Annotated in this window: 13 protein-coding genes; 5 read left to right on the plus strand and 8 right to left on the minus strand. The window is 32.3% G+C overall.

What is annotated here, in order from left to right:
- Positions 1 to 105 precede the first annotated feature (105 nt).
- Positions 106 to 6,978, minus strand: a complete 6,873-nt coding sequence (locus K4L35_RS01690; RefSeq protein WP_221617848.1) for a M60 family metallopeptidase — start codon at positions 6,976 to 6,978, stop codon at positions 106 to 108.
- Positions 6,979 to 7,197: a phosphopantetheine-binding protein gene (locus tag K4L35_RS01695; RefSeq protein ID WP_221617224.1), complete on the minus strand. Its 219-nt coding sequence runs from the start codon at positions 7,195 to 7,197 to the stop codon at positions 6,979 to 6,981.
- An 82-nt stretch (positions 7,198 to 7,279) separates the two neighbouring features.
- Between K4L35_RS01695 and K4L35_RS01700 the strand changes: the two genes are divergently transcribed.
- A complete protein-coding gene (locus tag K4L35_RS01700; protein ID WP_221617225.1) occupies positions 7,280 to 9,484 on the plus strand; it encodes a hypothetical protein in 2,205 nt (734 codons plus the stop codon).
- Between the two features lie 33 nt (positions 9,485 to 9,517).
- Here K4L35_RS01700 and rsmA read toward each other — a convergent pair whose 3' ends face one another.
- Genes rsmA through K4L35_RS01720 form a run of 4 tightly spaced genes read right to left on the minus strand, consistent with a single transcriptional unit; the run spans position 9,518 to position 13,112 of the window.
- Positions 9,518 to 10,282, minus strand: coding sequence for a 16S rRNA (adenine(1518)-N(6)/adenine(1519)-N(6))-dimethyltransferase RsmA (gene rsmA, locus K4L35_RS01705; protein ID WP_221617226.1), 765 nt, complete (start codon positions 10,280 to 10,282; stop codon positions 9,518 to 9,520).
- The gene (locus K4L35_RS01710) at positions 10,282 to 11,073 is read right to left on the minus strand and encodes a TatD family hydrolase (protein WP_255558948.1); all 792 of its coding nucleotides are present in this window, start codon (positions 11,071 to 11,073) and stop codon (positions 10,282 to 10,284) included. The genes rsmA and K4L35_RS01710 overlap by 1 nt, the downstream gene beginning before the upstream one ends.
- Entirely contained in the window at positions 11,073 to 12,431 is a 1,359-nt protein-coding gene (gene mnmE, locus K4L35_RS01715; RefSeq protein ID WP_221617227.1) for a tRNA uridine-5-carboxymethylaminomethyl(34) synthesis GTPase MnmE, read from the minus strand. Before mnmE ends, K4L35_RS01710 begins: the two co-directional genes overlap by 1 nt.
- A gap of 6 nt (positions 12,432 to 12,437) precedes the next feature.
- Entirely contained in the window at positions 12,438 to 13,112 is a 675-nt protein-coding gene (locus tag K4L35_RS01720) for a 16S rRNA (uracil(1498)-N(3))-methyltransferase (protein WP_221617228.1), read from the minus strand.
- A gap of 75 nt (positions 13,113 to 13,187) precedes the next feature.
- On the opposite strand from K4L35_RS01720, the gene K4L35_RS01725 reads away from it, so the two are divergent.
- Complete coding sequence (locus K4L35_RS01725; protein ID WP_221617229.1) at positions 13,188 to 13,889, plus strand: PQ-loop domain-containing transporter; 702 nt, start codon at positions 13,188 to 13,190, stop codon at positions 13,887 to 13,889.
- A gap of 21 nt (positions 13,890 to 13,910) precedes the next feature.
- Here the strand turns inward: K4L35_RS01725 and K4L35_RS01730 are convergent, their stop codons facing one another.
- Positions 13,911 to 14,207: a co-chaperone YbbN gene (locus tag K4L35_RS01730; RefSeq protein ID WP_221617230.1), complete on the minus strand. Its 297-nt coding sequence runs from the start codon at positions 14,205 to 14,207 to the stop codon at positions 13,911 to 13,913.
- A 9-nt stretch (positions 14,208 to 14,216) separates the two neighbouring features.
- The gene (locus tag K4L35_RS01735) at positions 14,217 to 14,567 is read right to left on the minus strand and encodes a co-chaperone YbbN (RefSeq protein ID WP_221617231.1); all 351 of its coding nucleotides are present in this window, start codon (positions 14,565 to 14,567) and stop codon (positions 14,217 to 14,219) included.
- Positions 14,568 to 14,709: 142 nt separating this feature from the next.
- Between K4L35_RS01735 and pth the strand changes: the two genes are divergently transcribed.
- From pth to ftsH, 3 genes are read left to right on the plus strand one after another with little or no spacing between them, the layout of a single operon-like run.
- Positions 14,710 to 15,267, plus strand: a complete 558-nt coding sequence (pth, locus tag K4L35_RS01740) for an aminoacyl-tRNA hydrolase (RefSeq protein WP_221617232.1) — start codon at positions 14,710 to 14,712, stop codon at positions 15,265 to 15,267.
- A gap of 1 nt (position 15,268) precedes the next feature.
- Complete coding sequence (gene tilS, locus K4L35_RS01745) at positions 15,269 to 16,123, plus strand: tRNA lysidine(34) synthetase TilS (RefSeq protein ID WP_221617233.1); 855 nt, start codon at positions 15,269 to 15,271, stop codon at positions 16,121 to 16,123.
- Positions 16,124 to 16,156: 33 nt separating this feature from the next.
- Positions 16,157 to 18,178 carry an ATP-dependent zinc metalloprotease FtsH gene (gene ftsH, locus K4L35_RS01750; RefSeq protein WP_221617234.1) on the plus strand — a complete coding sequence of 674 codons (2,022 nt, stop codon included), beginning with the start codon at positions 16,157 to 16,159 and terminating at the stop codon, positions 18,176 to 18,178.
- Positions 18,179 to 18,274 lie beyond the last annotated feature (96 nt).

An 18,274-nucleotide genomic window follows, 5' to 3' on the forward strand; every position in this document is an offset into this window, starting at 1 on the left:
TATTCTTATTTTAATTATAAAGAATTAACAAACTTATTAACATCTCGCGTACAATGTCATCGGTGTCAAGCAAAAAAAAAAAAAAAGAGCCCTAAGGCTCTATGTTTAAGGCTTAGAAGTTACTATGTAATTAATTACAAGTTCTTTGTTTTCAAGATTTTCTATTTTTATTTTGTGTTTTTGATTTGAATTAATTGCTAAAACACGTTGAAAAATAGGAGCATTGAAATTTTGTGTTGGGTCAACCGTAGAAACGCTGTCGACAACTACTTGATCGTCGACGTAAATTCTGAAAGAAGATCCGTTTCTTGATTTTTTACCTACTAAAGTAAATTCGTTTCCTTCAAGATCAAATTCTATGAAGTCGCCTTCCGTAGTTGTTCTTGAAGCGATATTATTAACCACAGAATAAACTCTTTCATCATCATTGTTTAACAACTCTCATGAACCATAGTAATTAATTTTTTCGCTATTTGCAGGTATTAATTCTTGTGGCTTAACTTTGTATCCTAGGTTTATTTCAGAAAGGGTAATTCCTGAACCAGAAGGGGTAAAGCTGTCCTTAGATCTTCGTTCCATTTCAACGTGAATTGCTTGTGTATAAATGCTTTTGTTGAAAAAGATTCTTGCTTTTTCTGAGCTTGCAAAACTTGTGTTGATAAATCCTTCAAAAAGCACTTCGTTCGTACTTGCATCGGTATTTGCTGTTGTTATTCTATATCAATTAGGCACAAAATCTGATGTTGCAGCACTGAACCTTGTAACTTCAAGATAATTAATGATTCTAGGTTTAGGCATTCTTAATCTAAATCCAGTTTTGTTTGATCTCTTTTGTTCATATTTAGTATAAAGATTTTGATCAAAAGCGTTTCTTATCGGGAAACTTCCTAAAGTGTCTGCTGCATAGGCATTATCAGCATCAACAAAATACACTTCATCACCTTTTTCACTTGGTGCATATCTCGAAATTTCATTTTGATTTAGCTCGTCTTCATCTCTAAATCTTGGCTGATATTTGTACTCTTTATTATTTATTAGCTGATCAACGCTAACACCAGTTTTTGATTTATTCGCTGCATATCCAGGAGCTAAAGAATTTTCTTCAAGGTAATATTTCTGCTGGCTTACAGGTTCAGTAAATCAATATTGTGCTCTACCAGCTCCAAATTGATTAAATACTTCAATCTTGAAGTTATAAACTCTTCCTTTTTCAAATCGCATTTCAAAAGGTGATTTAATTTGGTTTTCTTGAGAACGTTCGTGTTTTTTAACTTGTCCATCAACCGTGATTCTGTATTCATCATCAAAGTATCCTCAAAATTCAAGTGTTCCAGTGATCGGAGCTACGAACTTAGCTTCAACTACCATTAAGGTATTTGATAAATTAGGTTCATTTCTTTTGCTAAAGTAATTCAGCTGACCCGATTTTCAACCTTGAGAGATAGTTACCGAATTACGCTGATTTACAGGTAATGAAGATGCATTTAAAGCATCATTGATGTTATTGAGTGACCCTCTCATTTTTGGATAAAGAGTTAGTTTAGGTTGATTAACGACATTTCTGATTTTAATTTTGAATTTGTATTTAGGCACATATTTTGTAGGCTTTCCTGATCATGAACCAGGTATTATTTCCAGATCAAATTCATCAATCTCGTTTAGTGATTCTTTATTGGCTGTATACGTAATTTTCTTGCCGTTGACCCTTAGAGTGCCACCTAGTTTTGTTGTTCTTGGGACTGATCCTAAAGTTCATGTAAAGTTTGGGTTTGCAGAAGAAATCCCTTTTTCAAAATCAAAGGTATATGGTTCGAAAGCAGGAATTTCAAAAGCAGGCATAACATCACCAGTGTAATCAAAACTATTTGCTCTCGACTCATAAATGAACTGACCTGATGCGTAAAGATTACCGACAAAATCAACTGCAGGATAGTTATAGAAGCTATCATAAATAGAAGCATAAGCGTCTTTTTGAATTTCATTACGAAGTGGGAAGGCGTCTAATCATCTTCTGTTTCTTTGACGCGCTTCATTATCACCATTACTTCCAATTGTTCTCATTCCTTTTAGCGATAATGCTGCATAATGGAAGTTTAAACCAAACTTGTCAATCATAAATTTAGTTGTATAAATCGGGTTGGAAACCTGGTGCGCATGATGCCCTTGGCGACTTGATTGTTTAACCCATTCCATAAACTTATCACGTCCCATTGCATATAAAAATGAAGCATACATTCTGTATCAATCTCCCTGTTTTGCAGTATCAGAAACCACAAAAGCATTTGATAAAGTTGCCCATCCAGCAGTCATATTTCCATCTCAATCATGAAGATTTCTATATCTCGTTCTATCATTTAAGTAAGTTAGATTCAATAAAGAAGGTATATTGGTTCAACCGTGATTTCTAACATTAAAAGGATCTTGATGACTTTCAAAGTTATGGTTAATTTCATGGTAATTACCTCAACCACCAAAACCAAAGTCACTTAGTCCTTCAAAATAAGATCTAGCTCACTCTACAGGTGCTCAAAGGTTAGCTCCACCACCTCAAGCAGCAGCATTTTTTCAAATACCTCTTGCATAATTTAGTGCAATTCTTGATGTGCCAAAATCTGATCATTCTTGTGAAGTTTTGTAAAAACTATCTCATTTTTGCAGGTTTTCTTTTGGATACTTAAATTTATCAATTGTAAGTCCAGCAATTGAATGTGTTTGTTTCTCAGGATCAAATGGAACAAGAATTGATGAATAGTTTGTTTGAATTGCGACCATAGGAGCTGCAATTTCACGACTTTGGACCTTTCTAATTTGTTCATTTCAATCTTGCTCTGTAGTAACGCCATGTTGATAGAATAACATTTCTACGGCGTTGGAAACTGTTGCCTCAAAATTAACGTTGTATCCCATGTTATCAATTAATTGGTTATTTAATAACAATGTAATTGGCCCACCAAATGGCGATCCAATTTTAAGAGTATTGTTTTGAATGTCTGAAAACTTAAACGCAAAAGTAGTCTTCATAAACGGATATCTAGTGTTAATTCTTCCTGTATCGTTGTAAGGATAACTATCTCAATAGTTTTGATTTAGAATTAATTGAAATGGTAACGCTACATTAGGTGTGTTTCTGTACTTGTTTGTCAAGAACTTCATAAAATCAGCAGAAAAAGTAATATTAGCAACTTCACCAGCAGGAATATAAAGCCCGAAGCTTGTATAACCAGCCATCGCTCCTGATACAACAACATTCTTAGTTACAGACTTTGTTGAATCCTGGACGTCATTGATGTATGCATTTTTAGTATAAGGGTGTTTTTTAAGTCTATTATTTTGAATTTCTTGACTAATTCAATTCGCGTCATTGTACTTTTTGCCTTTATCTTTAGGATTTGTACGACTTTGCGTTCCAGGAACTCTTTCTTCTAAAAGCATATCTGAAATGTTAACTCTTCTCATTTGCCCATCAACAGGAACAGTTAAAAAGCTGTATTCATGATTTGAAGTCGGACCTGAGTAGTCGTAATTATAACCAGGATATTTAAAGTTATATTGCTTGTATCTAGTTTCTAAGTCTGTTTGATAGAACTCACTTTGAGGCGTTCTAGTTTGAGAAGATATGGTTTTTGATTGAGAAGTTGTAATACTTATTTTGTTCGTTAGTTTTTCTTTAAAACTTGGTACTTCGTTTAAATATGTTTTGTTTTCAATTTCAACAGAATTAGTTTTAAACTGTGTTCCATCTGCTGATTCTACAATTGCGTAGTAAATACCTTTTACTGTAGTTGCATAACTAAGATTTGACGAAGTATTTACTAACACATCTCCTTTGTATCACTTAACTTTTGAAACAGAACTTAAACCTTCAATCATTAAACCTCTACTTGAGGCGCTCAATGTCGCACTTCTTAAAGGATTTAAAATCCTTACTGTTAAATTATTTATCGTTCTGTTTTGCGCACCTGAACTAATTCGAACGCTAAAGTTTGTATCGCTCGAAATTGAGTTTTTAGTTACATTAAGTTGTTTTGAAGATTGATTTGAAATTCTAACACCTTCTTTGTATCAAATTATGTTTACAGGTTCTAGATCTCTGCTTACATTATTTAAGGAAATAACTACATTGTAAGTATCATCAACAAAATAACCATTATTTGAAAGCGTCGCAGTTATTTGATTTAACTTATCTTCAGTACTTCTGCTACCTTCTTTGAAGTTTTTGTATCTTTGAACTCTTAACGGCGACTCTTCATTATTGTATTTTCTAATTAATTTGAAATAGACGGATACTTCAGATCCGTTTCTGTCGATTCTATCTATATTTAAGTCAAATTCGTTTTTATCATAAGATTCAAAGTCAAGTGAATCATTATTTACTTCGTTTGCAAAAGTTTGTTCTTCATCAACTTTTAGAATTACTCTTACATTTGAAAGAGCTGTTCTGATATTTTCTCTAACTTTAAACCCTGGAATTACCAGAGTTTTCAATCTTGAAGTTATATTATCTTCATTATCTCTGATTGAATATGAAACGCTGATTGAATCGGACTGAGGTGTAAATGATAGAGCTTCTAATGAATAAATTGAATCCATTTCAGAAATAGATAACATATCTTTTTGTACTTGATCAGGATATATTTCAGATTTATTACCATTAAACGAAATTGACGAATCTTCAAGAACATCATCAATATTTCTTTTTATCTTAAATCCTGTAATTGATGCAATTTTAAGGTTTGATACACTTTGTGAAACAAGATCTTTTAACTTGAATTGTACAGAGATTGACCCTGGCTGATTTGTAATTGAAATATCTTGAATCTGATATTCATATCTTTCATAACCTGAAAATCTTAATTCTGAAGAAATAACATTTTTAGAGTAATTTAAACTTTTATCTTTTGTATATTCAACTACAACTGAGTTTATAACATCATTAACATCAGGTCTAACTACTCTTTCTTTGAAAGGTCCGAAGTTAGATGTTTTAAGACTTGATACTTCGCTTGTTTCTTTATCTTTAATAGAAAACGAAACAGTAACAGTTCTGTCATTTATAATCAAATTTTTGTTTACAATTTCATATTTATCACTATCATATCCTGTTATGTTGAAATCGGTCTCAATTACTTCGTCAGCATAATTTTCTGAAACATTTTTAATATATTGAACTCTTGTTTGCTCTAATATTTGCGAAATAGGCTGTTTTACAGGCTTTTTCTTAAATCCAGTAATATCCACGGTTCTAAAGCTCGATAAAGTATTTAATCTTTTGTTAAAAAATCTAAAACTTACTGATAAAACAGAATCTATAGCCTCTAATGAGACATCTCTAACTTCATAAAGATCTGTGTTGTAGGCAGAAAAACTAATTTGAGATTTACTTGCATTTTCAGAATATATATTTTCTTTTTCACCCGTGAACGAAACTTCAACATTTAATATGTCTTTATTAGAGTCATCAGGTATTTTGAAACCTTCAAATACTACAGATCTCTCTTCAGAAACTTCATCAGAGTTTAGTTTTCTCACTTTAAAAGAAACGGACACATTATCATCTTGTTTATTCAGCCTTGTAATTTCTAAAAGATACTTTTCTTCATCTAAGTTTGAAAAAATGACATTTTCTTGATCCACATCTCTTGAGTAAGTTTCAGATATTAATACGTTTAGATCTATTAATGTCTCATTTAATACTTCTGATAAGTTTTTTTCGACTACTAGTTCTTTAAATCCTATTAATGTTTCTTGCCTAATGCTTGAAACATTATCCGAATTTTTTTCTTTTAATTTAAAAGAAACCAAAACTTCAGTAGAAGAAGGTAATAAATCAGTGATTTCTACTTCAAATTGATTCTTGTCAAAACCTGAAAAAATTACACTTTTTGAATCAACATCATGAGCAAACACATCAGCTTTGGTTCCGTCAAACGATACTTGTACTGAAGGTAAAATAGAATTTAAGTTCACTTTTTTCTCTTCAACTTCTTTTTCTTCGATAATTTCTACTGGCTCATTCGATTCTTTGGCATCTACTTTAAATCCATTGATCTCGATAGTTTTGCTTTCTGGAAGTTGAACTTCTCTGCTGTATCCACTTGATATTAAACTAAATGTTACAGATAAACAATTTTCAAGACTTGAAATGGATACATTATTAACTAAAGCTTTTTTAGATAAGTTTTGGAACATAATTTGAGAATCCAAAACATCTCTTGCGTAAGTTTGATTCTTATCTACATCTGTTTGAACAGAAATCTGACTTAAATCGCTTCTTAATTTATTTAAAATCATTGACTCTGTAAGCAAATCAGAAACTTCAAAAAACTGTGTTTCTGATTTGACTGTAATGTCATCTTTTTGCGACAATCTATAGGCTAAGACGGCTTTTCCTTCTTCAGAGTTTTTAGAAAGGGACTGAATTTCCAAGTCGTATAGGTCTGTATTATAACCACTCACTTCAAAGTTATCAAGATTTACATCTTCTAGCAATAGGAAATCTTTATCTCCTAAAAAACTTGCACTAAGTTTTTTCGCATCTTCATTTATATCGTGAACTTCAGATTCTCTTTTCTCTCTGATTAAGAACCCCTCAATCTTTCTTTTTACGTTTTTAGCAACAACTTCTTTGGTTTCTTTTGAAATAACATCGAAAGTTACAACAACATTACTTGGATTATCATTGTTTGTCTCAATTGTTAAACCTGCTATTCTATATTCTTCAAGGTTAATATTAAAAAAACTTAAAAGACCAAGATCAATATTTCTGACCTCAGTTAGTTCTTTTTGTGGGTAGTCTAAATTTATACTTTCTACATCAAAGGTTTTTTCATCTTTTTTATCTTCTGTTTCTTGTTCTTTAGTTGATTCTTTGTTTTCAATTTCTTTACTTTTATTTAATAGAAAAAAAGCAGCAGCTGAGCCACCAATTCCAAGCAGTGCAGCAGTTGCACCTAGTATGACGATTGCTTTCTTTTTCATTTAAACCAATCTATTTAAAGTTTCAACTAAATCTTGTACTGATTTTATTTTCATCAGTTCTTCATCAGGAACTGTGATTCCTAATTCATCTTCTGCTTCCATAACTAGTTCAGCTAGGTCTAAACTATCTATATTTAAGGAGTCAAACGTATCATGCAGTGATACTTCTTTTCTTGCCACCTTTGAAATTCTGTCTAAAATTTTTTGCTCTAAATTCATGTTTTTATTATACAGAAGAAAGGGTGGCTTTTTCTAGTTATTAAAACTCTTAATTTGACTAAGTTATATAATATAAAATAATATGAAGAAAAACAAATTAATTAAAACCATGAATATGTTGCTAATTCCAGCAGCGATTTCGCCTATGGCTTTTGTCGTAGCCTGCTCGAGCGAAAAAAACACAAGTGCAGAAAATAATAATGAGGTTCCTCTAACAATTGATGTGACTACTACTACTGAACCAGAAACTAACGATATTCCAAAAATCACTGAATCACACGAAGAACTGCAAAAATGAAGAGACAATGTTCAGGAATTAGTAAATAAACTGAATAAACTCGCAACTTATGTAGAAGACGTTCAGCGTGAACACAATACACCAGAAGTTATAGAATTAAGAGAAAAAATTGTAAACAATGTAAGACCATTACAATCTTCCTTACAAGAAGAAGGTACTACAGCGGAAATTCTTAAAGGAAGCTACAATTATTTTTCTGAAAAACTTCCACAATTAGAAAAAGAAGTAGAAATATTAAAGCAAAAATTTAACACAGATCCAAACACAGTTCAATCAAATAACGAAGTGGTTACGAGCGATCATGAATCGAATAATGTTGAAAATAATCAGAATGAGCAACCTACAGAAAACAACCAACTAGAAAATCTAGAAAATAACAATCATGAATCACAAGAAAACTCAGAATCGACAAATTCAGGAGAAAACGATACTCAAGAGACAGACGTTCAATCTGATTCAAATAATTTTAACAGTGATACAACCCCTGTATCAGAGACTGAACAACCACAACCAGAAGAATCGAAAGCAAAAACAACAGAAGAGAAGAAAACTCAGTTCAATGCAACAGTCCCTGATATTAAAAATAAATTGGAGCAACAAAGCCTTACTAACTTTGGTCATTTTCCCATTATAGTGGGCTTTCATCAAAGAAAAGATGTAATTGATAATATCATAAGACAAGTGGAAGGTCAGTATTCTGAGTCAAATTACGAGAAAATGTTAGAAATTAAGAGATTATACGACGATCTTCAGGAATACCTAAAAACGGAGCTAGGTAAGTTGAGACCTAACTTTACTCATTGATTAACTCAAGATGAAGTTATTGAACTATGAAAAGAAAGTTTGAAAAGAATTACATTCGAATCAGACCCACAACACTCTGAGTGAATTAAATACGGCGCTGAACACGGTTTAACGAATGATGTAGCTTACGATGCAATGCTTAAATTTTTAGAAAAAGATTTAAAAAATTATCCTTACTTTTCTATATCTAGTTTAGGTACGCCTAGATTTGACCTAGGAACTGATTTTATATCTCAATCGGCTTTTATGCGTAATATTTTAGACGACAAAGGAAGCAAACAAAAAACACTTCACACAAAAATTGCAATGGAACTTGTAAAAGATTCAAAAATGTCTGTTCATGAAAAAGTTTATGTATTAATGAAATATGTCGCTGAAAACATGAACTACGTTGATAATGAACCAAACCTTCAAAAAACTTATGTAGATTTTGAGGGTGTATGTAAAGAGTATGTAGACGTTCTTTCGTGATTACTTTCATCAGCAGGAATCAAGTACAGAATTGCAACAGGTGATGCTCATATTTTCATGGCGTATCAAGATGAAACAGGAAAATGAACATACACAGATCCAACTTTCGTTGATACAGCAGGTTCCACAACAGGTGAAAATGCCAAGAAAATAGTAATAGGTCAACCTGGAGATAACGATCTTGATAATGCAGCTCAATATCATACATTCAGATACACACCAAGCGTTAGCGAGGTTAACCAAGCTATGTTTAACCTTAACCCAAGTGCAAACGCTAAAATAGATAACATTAATACAAAAGAGTCTCTGAAAGATACAATTGTCGGAAAGATTCAAAGTCTTTATGGATACGATTCAACAAGATTGACTAATTTATCTGCTTTACAGTACTATAACCGTAAATTTTATTTCATTGAAAAAGAAGGTGAAATTTACAAGTTAAAAACACTTGACGCAGTAAACAAAGGAGCCGAGGCTGATGTAATGACTTTAGAAGGTGCTACAGCATTGCTTCTTAACCAACACGGAAAAAAACTTTACTATGTAAAAGGTGACAAACTTTGAAGCATTGATTTAGCTAACGCAAATGCTCAAAAGGAAGAACTGACAAATTCAAATGGAAACATTACAAGCACATACTTAATGCGTTTCTCAGAAACACCTTATGTAATCTTTAATAATGAACAAAACACAAAGGCAAATTTACCTAAATAAGTAAACAAAAACAAGGCAGACTGCCTTGTTTTTTTAGTCTAAAGCTTCTTTAAGCTTAATAACTTCTTCTAAAGATAGTTGCTGAATTCTAATGTTATCTGATAAGTTTAATTCTTTATATGCTTTTTCTATTGTTTGATTACTATACTTAGTTTTAAGTGAGAAACTCAGTTTTTTTCTTCTAGCTAGAAAGCATAACTTAAAAAATTCGAACATTTCATCTTTTTTGTCAAAATCTTTATTAAAAGTTAAAGAAATGATTGCTGAATCTACCTTTGGGGCAGGGCTAAAAGAACCTGATTTAACAATAAATTCTAGTTTGGGTGTTGAAATATAATTAGTGCTTAAAGTTAATTTTGAATAATCTGGAGAGTTCTTAGAAGCGACTAATCTTTGAGCTACTTCCTTTTGAACCATTAAAACTGCTCTATCGATTTTATTTGCGTTTTCAAAAAGTTTAAAAAGAATATCGGTGGTTATGTAATAAGGAATGTTGGCAATTACGCTTGAAAATTGCATGTTGCTTAAATCAACCTCAAGAAAATCCTTGTGAATTAGATGGAAATTATCTGACTTAATTTCATTAGTCAAAATTTCCACCATATCACCATCTATTTCATAACAAGTAAGACTTTTGGCTTCTTTTACCATTTCCTTTGTTAGAGCGCCACGACCTGGTCCAATCTCGATAATATTTTTATCTTTAACATCTGCAAGAGCAATGATCTTGTTAATAATGTTTTTGTCGGTCAAGAAATTTTGTCCATATTTCTTTTTAGCGTATACTTGGTTTTTCATTATTTAATACCTAAAAATTCTTTGGCATTTTTGTTAACTCTAGCCACAAATTTTTCCATTCCTAAATCTAAAACACCTGCAGCATAGTAAGTTGTGTAAACAATAGTGTTAGGTTCATTCTTTTCACCTGTATACGGATGAGGTCTTAAGTAAGGGGCGTCAGTTTCGCATAAGATTCTGTTTAATGGAACAATTTTAATAACATCTCTTGCTTGCTGGTTTGATGAAAAAGTGATTGTTCCACTAAAACTAATGTAGCAATCAAGTTCAATAAACTTTTTAGCTCATTCCACAGTTCCTGCATATGTATGAAGCATTGCTTTTACTTTATATTTCTTTAAAGTTTCATATGCATCTGCGTATGCGAGATCTGAATCTTCTTTATCCCTTATATGAATAACTACGGGAAGATTTCTTTCTTGAGCTATTTTTAATTGTTCTTCGAAGTTAATTAATTGCATTTCTCTGGAAGGCCCATCTTCGTAGTAGTAATCTAACCCGATTTCACCTATGGCTAAGACGTTTTCGTCGATTAAATCTAAAATTAACTTGTAATCATCCTTTGAAGTAATTGTTTCAGGATGAATTCCGATTGCAGGTTTTATTTTGTCAGGATATTTTTTAGCAAGCTCTAAAACACCCTTGTTTTCTTCTTTATGTCCACCATTTAAAATCGTAAATTCGACTCTGTTAAAGTCAAACTGCTCTAAAATCATATCAATGTGTTGCTCAAGGTAATATTTTGAAGTTACGTGTGAATGAGCATCTATAAAAAGTGTTTTTTTAGCCATTATTTACCAAGACAGAAGTTCTTGAACATTGTATCTAGCAAGTCTTCTTTATCTACCCTTCCTCTAATTTCTCTCATTGCTTCTCATGCTGCTATCAAGTCGACAATAATAACATCAAAACTTAGTGCATAATCCTGGATTGCATCTAAGGCTTCTTGCAAGTGAAGAGAAGCTTTTTTAATTAACGATAATTGTCTTGTGTTGCTCAAAAGCCTCTCATCATTTACGTCAATATCTTTAAATAAATCTACTAAAGCGTTTTCAAGCTCACTAATCTCTTTGTTTATTGCACTAACTGTAATCATTTTTTGGTCTTTTTCTTGAAGTAAATCGGATTTATTCATAACAGGCAAGTAAAACTTATTCGTTGCTAAAACTTCTTTTCTTATTAAGTCGTCATACTCGTTTTCTACTTGTGTATGGTCTAAAACGTGAATTATAACATCAGCTTTATCGATCTGAGAAAGTGATCTTTCAATCCCGATTTTTTCAACTACTTCTTCCGTTTTTCTTAGACCTGCAGTGTCAACAAGTTTAAATAATAAACCATCGATTTGATAAGCAGCTTCAACCAAGTCTCGAGTTGTTCCAGCAATATCTGTAACGATTGCTTTTTCTTCGCTTAATAAAGCGTTTAAAATACTGCTTTTACCTACGTTTGGTTTTCCTAGGATTGCTACATTTACTCCCTCAAAGATATATTTACTTCTTTCAGATAAATGTACAATTTCGTTCATTTCTTTCACAAGCTCAGCAACTTTAGGTCTAATTTCATTATCAGTCACGACTTCAATGTCATCGTACTCAGGGTAATCGATGTTAACTTCTAAAAGACCTATCAAATAGCTTAATTTGTTTTCTAGTACATCTAGTTTTGAACTTGTTTTTCCATCAAGTTTAGCTACTGTGATTTGAGTCTGCTTAGTCGTTTTAGCCATAATAATGTCATGAATTGCTTCAGCTTTAACAAGGTCCAACTTTCCGTTTAAAAACGCTCTTCTTGTGAACTCTCCAGGTGTAGCTAGACGTGCTCCATTAGCTAAAAGTAGTTCTAAAATTCTGTTTGTGACAACAATACCACCATGAGCATTTATTTCAACTAAGGGTTCTCCAACGTAATTGTTGTAGACAATTTCTCCATCTTTTTCTTTACCGACAAATCACATCACAAGAACTTCATCAACCATTTCCCCTTGGTTGTTTTGAATTTTTCCGTATGTTATTTCGTGATCTCTTCCGACACGCCCTTTATAAACTTTTTTAACGATTTCAACTGCATCAGGACCCGAAACACGAATTATCGATATCGGTTGATTAACTTTCGAACCCGAGCTAATTGCTGCTATATTATCAAACATATTAACCTACTTTATTTGAGCTAGCATATACATCGATGCCGTTTCTGCTCTCAATATTCTTTTTCCTAGACTTACTGGGAAAAATCCCTTGCTGATTGCTAGGTTCACTTCTTTTTCTGAAAAACCACCTTCAGGACCTACTAATAAAATCTTGTCGCCTGGAATTTGATATGGATTATTTTCATTTTTTGTCACTTTTTCATGAGCTATGATTTTTACTTCTATTTCTGTATTTAAGACAGTTTCGATTTTCTGTGGTTCTTCTAAAACTGGTATTACATTTCTAAAAGACTGTTTTGCAGCACTGTGAATAATCTCTTTGAAACGATCGACTTTTTTGTAATACTTAAACTTTGCTAAAGTACCATCAACATGCTCGCTTATAACAGGAATAATTTTAGTAACACCTAACTCAACTGCTTTTTCCAACATTCACTCTCAGCGATCAATCTTGATCATTGCTGCTGCTAAAATTACTTGAGAATCAAACTCATGATTTTCCTCAATTTCTCTCTCAATAATTCCGATGTAATTTGAATCCAATTTACATTCATAAAATTTACCTTCAAAAACTGCTATAAATGTCTTATTTACAAGTCTCAAAACATCAAAATGCTTATGTGTTTTAGAATCAAAAAATAATTGATTTTCTATCATTTTTTGTGCAAAAAATCTGTTCATAAATTTATTATAAAGAATAAGGAAAAATGTGGAATTTCTATTCTAAAAATTTTTTAGCTTTAAAATTATATAGATATGACTATTACAACATTAGATATTATTTCATGGACAACAGCAGTAATCACAGCTGCCTTGTCTATTCCACAATTATTTAAAGTTTTAAAAGAAAGAAAAACAGGTGATGTTAACTTCACTTCGTTCTGATTATTTGAGCTTGGTTGCTTATTGTGAGTCATTTTTTCAGTCTTTTCAACAAGCGACAAAGGTAAAACTGGTGAAGATTTACACTTCCAACTTCTAAATTCTGTTATCGCTAACGGAATTGGAGTGATAGTTACGGCAGTTACTATATACTTAATGTACCATTTCAAAAAAACGGCATCTCAAAAATCAAAAATGTTTGCGCTGGTTGGTGCAATCTCCTTTATTGTTGTTGATATTGCCCTTTTAGCCTTATACACAAATACAAACTTCAGACTTTCAGGTAAATACTTAACAGTTATGGGGCTAATCTTCCCTGCATTAACAACTTTTGCTTTCTTCCCTCAAGTTCTATACTCAATAAAAACAAAAGATTACAAAGGTATAAGTTTAGGGATGTTTACTCTTTACACAATTAACAACATTCTTTGAATGACGTTCTGAAGCTTAAGTATGAAAGATCAAGGAACTCAACTACACTTAGTTGGTGGACTTGTGTGACAAATAATTTCTTTCTTAATTTATTCTTACCAACTAGGAGCTGGTATTTACTACTTACACATCAAAAAAGCATAATAAAAAGCCATTTAGGCTTTTTTAATTTAACTCTTGCTCAAGTTGTTCAAGAGGACGGTATCCACCAAAAGCTTTTGTCACTGCACCATTTTCATAAACAAAAGTTGCAGGAATGCTTTGTACTTGCATTTCTCTTGCAAGTTCTTTTTCGCTATCGATATTTACTCTGATAACATCAACACCACTTTTAGCTGAATACTCCTCTAAAACGGGTTTATACATTCTACATGGTCCACATCAGTCGGCATAAAAAACAAGTAGTTTTTTTCCTGAAGATAGTTCTTCTTGCACATTAACTGTGTTTGATTCTTTTAACATCTTTCCTCCTTAGCATTGTTTGCAATAACACTCTATTGCTAAATTACAAATATCACATGCTTCCACTGGATTTAAAGTTTCTAATTCACTTAATGGTTTGTATCCTAAAAAGTTTTTGACACGTCTTCCATTTTCAAAAATGAATGTAGCTGGAATGCTTTGTACTTCAAATTGTTTTACTAATTCTTTTTCAGTATCTATATTTGCTCTTATAACATCTACGCCTGATTTAGCTGAGTATTCCTCTAAAACAGGTTTATACATGTTGCAGTTTCCACATCAGTTTGCATAAAACACTAAAACTTTTCTTCCTGTTGATAACTCAACATCCACATTTATTTCATTTGCTTCTTTTATCATTATTCCTCCGAAAAAAATTATATTGGAAAAAGTTAAAAAAATCGATTAAAAAAGCTAAAAAAACAACTTTTTGCGAAATAACGCGAAAACTAAACTCGTTTTTTGTCTTTTTAATAAAAGATTTATATTTTATAATTTTTAAATGAGATTAATAGTAGGATTAGGAAACCCAGGTTCAAAATATGAGAACACAAGACACAATGCAGGTTTTATGGTCATTGACCAAATCTGTCAAGAACTTAAGGTTTCATTAGATAAAACTAAATTTAACGGAGATTTTGCAAAAGTTGATGACTTGATAATTGCAAAACCTCACACATTTATGAACTTGTCAGGAGAATTTGTTTCTCAAATTGCAAACTTTTACAAAATCCCAGCCGAAGATATCATGATTATTCACGATGAAAAAGATTTTGAGGTTGGTCAAGCAGCAATAAAAATTGGTGGTAGCGATGCTGGTCATAACGGAATTAAAAGCGTTACTCAACAGCTTGGAACACCAAATTACAAAAGATTGAGAGTCGGAATCGGAAGACCTAATGGTATTCAACTAAAAGACTTTGTTTTACAGACATTTAGTTCATTCGAAAGAGATAAATTAAACGAAGTTTTAAGAGTTTCAGCAAAAGCAGCAATCTCCTTTGCTTTCAACGACATCAATACAGTCATGAACTCGTTCAATCAAAACAGAAAAAAATAATATGAAAGTTTTAGCAGTAAGTGGTGGTCCAGATAGTGTTTTTTTGCTTGAAAAATATAAAAACGAAAAAGTAGTCGTATGTCATGTCAATTATCAAAAGAGAACAACATCTAGTTTAGATCAAACAATTGTTGAAGCTTTATGTAGAAGGTACAGCATACCTCTTTATACGTTAGACTTGTCAAATGTGAACCATCAAGGTAACTTTCAGGATTGGGCAAGAAAAAAAAGATACGATTTTTTTCGCGAAATATACTATAAAACAGGTGCAGAAGCATTATTAACGGCTCACCATATTGACGATAATATTGAAACTTACTTGATGCAAAAGAAAGTAAAAAAAGTAATAAATCATTATGGCATCAAAAAAAATAATGTAGTTTATGGAATGAATATTTATAGACCTTTTTGTTATTCCAAAACTAAAAAACAGATTTGAAAAGAAATAAATAAGTTAGGATTGCCGTTCGCAATCGACGTTTCTAACTTTACTGACTCTTACCAAAGAAACAAAGAGCGTATTTATGCCAAAAATTTCCATTTTTTAAGAAAATTAGCAGTTTTAAACATAATAAAGATGAGAAACTTTTTCTTGAAAATAAAAAATTGAGGCGTTGATCGAGAATTTAAAAAATGATCCAAAACCTCATTTGATCAAGAGTGTTTTTCACATCTTAAAAATAAAGACCAGCTTGTTTATAAATACATAAATCAAAATTTTATGGACATAAAGTTGTCAAGAGGCAAAATAGCTGCGATAAATGATTTTATTGTTTCAGAAAATAGAACTTCAAAATATAAACTTAAGGATAATTGCTATCTTATCAAATATAGGGGTAGACTGCTAAAAAAGTAATATAATTAATATTATAAATACAGAAAGGAAGTTATGAAAAACAAAAGACATGAAAAACCAAATGGTAGAAAACTAGCCATTGCACTGGTTGTCGCAAGCATTTGTATCGCGTTATTGATTTTTTACATTGTAACTGCTTACTCAAAATCTGGTAGTTCAACGAATCTTTTCGATTTGAAGAACGACTTAGAGAGTTCGCTAGCGTCAACAGATGACAATAACTATATTAAAACATTATCTTATAGTTTGGTTTCTAACGAGTGAAAATGAGAAGTTGTTTCTAACGGTCAAGCAACTGCAAAAGTTGCACCTGGTCAAATGCAGCTTTTATCAAGTGTTCTTGGTAAAAGTCTAAGCGAATACAACGATGCATTTAAATGATTAGAAAACGGAAAAGAACAAATTGGTTCTGTTAATGGTTCTAAAATAGAACAAGAATCAGCGTTCTGAGTTTACTTCTGAAGACTAGCACCAATTATTGCTATGGCTGCTGTGACATTCTTCATTTTCTCAATGTTTGCTAAAGGCGCATCAGGTGGGGCGATTGCTGAAAAGAATCCTGCACAAAGAATTAAAACGGATAAAAAATTCAGCGACATCGCAGGTAATGATGAAGCTAAAGAAGAAATAAAAGAAATAGTGGATTATCTAAAAGATCCTAAAAAATATGCTCAAAGTGGAGCAAGATTACCTCATGGTATCCTATTAGGTGGTCCTCCAGGTACAGGAAAAACACTTTTAGCAAAAGCTACTGCTGGAGAAGCGAACGTTCCTTTCTACTTTATTTCAGCCTCAAGTTTCGTCGAAATGTATGTTGGGCTTGGTGCAAAAAGAGTTAGACAAGTTATTGCTGAAGCAAGAAAAAATGCTCCTGCAATTGTGTTTATCGATGAGCTTGATGCAATCGGAAGAACAAGAGGAAGTGGTATTGGTGGAGGACACGACGAAAGAGAGCAAACACTTAACCAACTTCTTGTGGAAATGGACGGAATCCAAGGAAACACAGGGATTTTATTCTTTGCAGCAACAAACAGAACAGACGTTCTTGACCCTGCTTTAGTGAGACCTGGACGTTTTGACAGAACAATCACAGTTGGGCTTCCAAACAAAAAAGAACGTGAAGAAATTCTTACTCTACACGCTAAAGGGAAAGCCTTTGATAAAAGAGTTGATATGGCTAATATCGCTAAAAGAACGCCTGGATATTCAGGTGCCGAACTTGAAAACGTTATTAATGAAGCAACTCTTTTATCAGTCAGAGAAAACACAAACGTTATTACTCTTGAACAAATGGATGAAGCGATCGACCGTGTAATGAGTGGTCCTGCTAAGAAAAACAGATCGATTTCCGAAAAAGAATTGACAAATGTCGCATACCACGAAGCTGGTCACGCAGTTGTAGGAATCAAAATTCCTGGTGGAAACAAAGTTCAAAAAATCACAATTATTCCTCGTGGTCAGGCTGGTGGTTACAACCTTATGATCCCTGAAGAGGAAAAATACAACATGACAAAGCAAGAACTTCTTGCTTCAATAACAAGCTTTATGGGTGGTAGAGCTGCCGAAGCTATCGTAAACGGTGAAGATAACATTTCAACAGGTGCTTCAAACGATATCGAAAAAGCTACTGCTATTGCAAGAAGAATGGTTACTCAATACGGAATGAGTTCTTTAGGACCTGTTAGATATGAAGAAGACGAAGGTTCTCCATTCTTAGGTAAAGCACTTGCTTCAAACAAATCATATTCAAGCCGTGTTGGTCACGAAATTGACATTGAAGTTAGATCTATCATAAATGATGCTTTAAAATTAGCTACAAAAACAATTATTGAAAATAGAGAGCTTCTTGAACTAATCAAAACAAGACTTCTGGAAAAAGAAACAATCGTTGGTGAAGAAATTGAATACATTGCTCAAAACATGAAATTACCTGACGATTCAGAAAACACATTTGTTAATAAAAAATTCACTCTAGATGAATTACTAGAATCAGAAGAAACAGTTGAAAACGAAGCCAAAAATGAGCTAAAAGAAGAGCAGGTTTCGGCTGAATAATATACAAAGTGGCAATGCCACTTTTTTTGTTTTCACTTATTCCACAGGCTTATAAAAAATTTTTAAATTATATATAATTTAATGAAATTAGGAGTA

The organism is Mycoplasma sp. Ms02 (assembly GCF_019720735.1).
GTDB lineage: Bacteria > Bacillota_I > Bacilli_A > Mycoplasmatales > Metamycoplasmataceae > Mycoplasmopsis.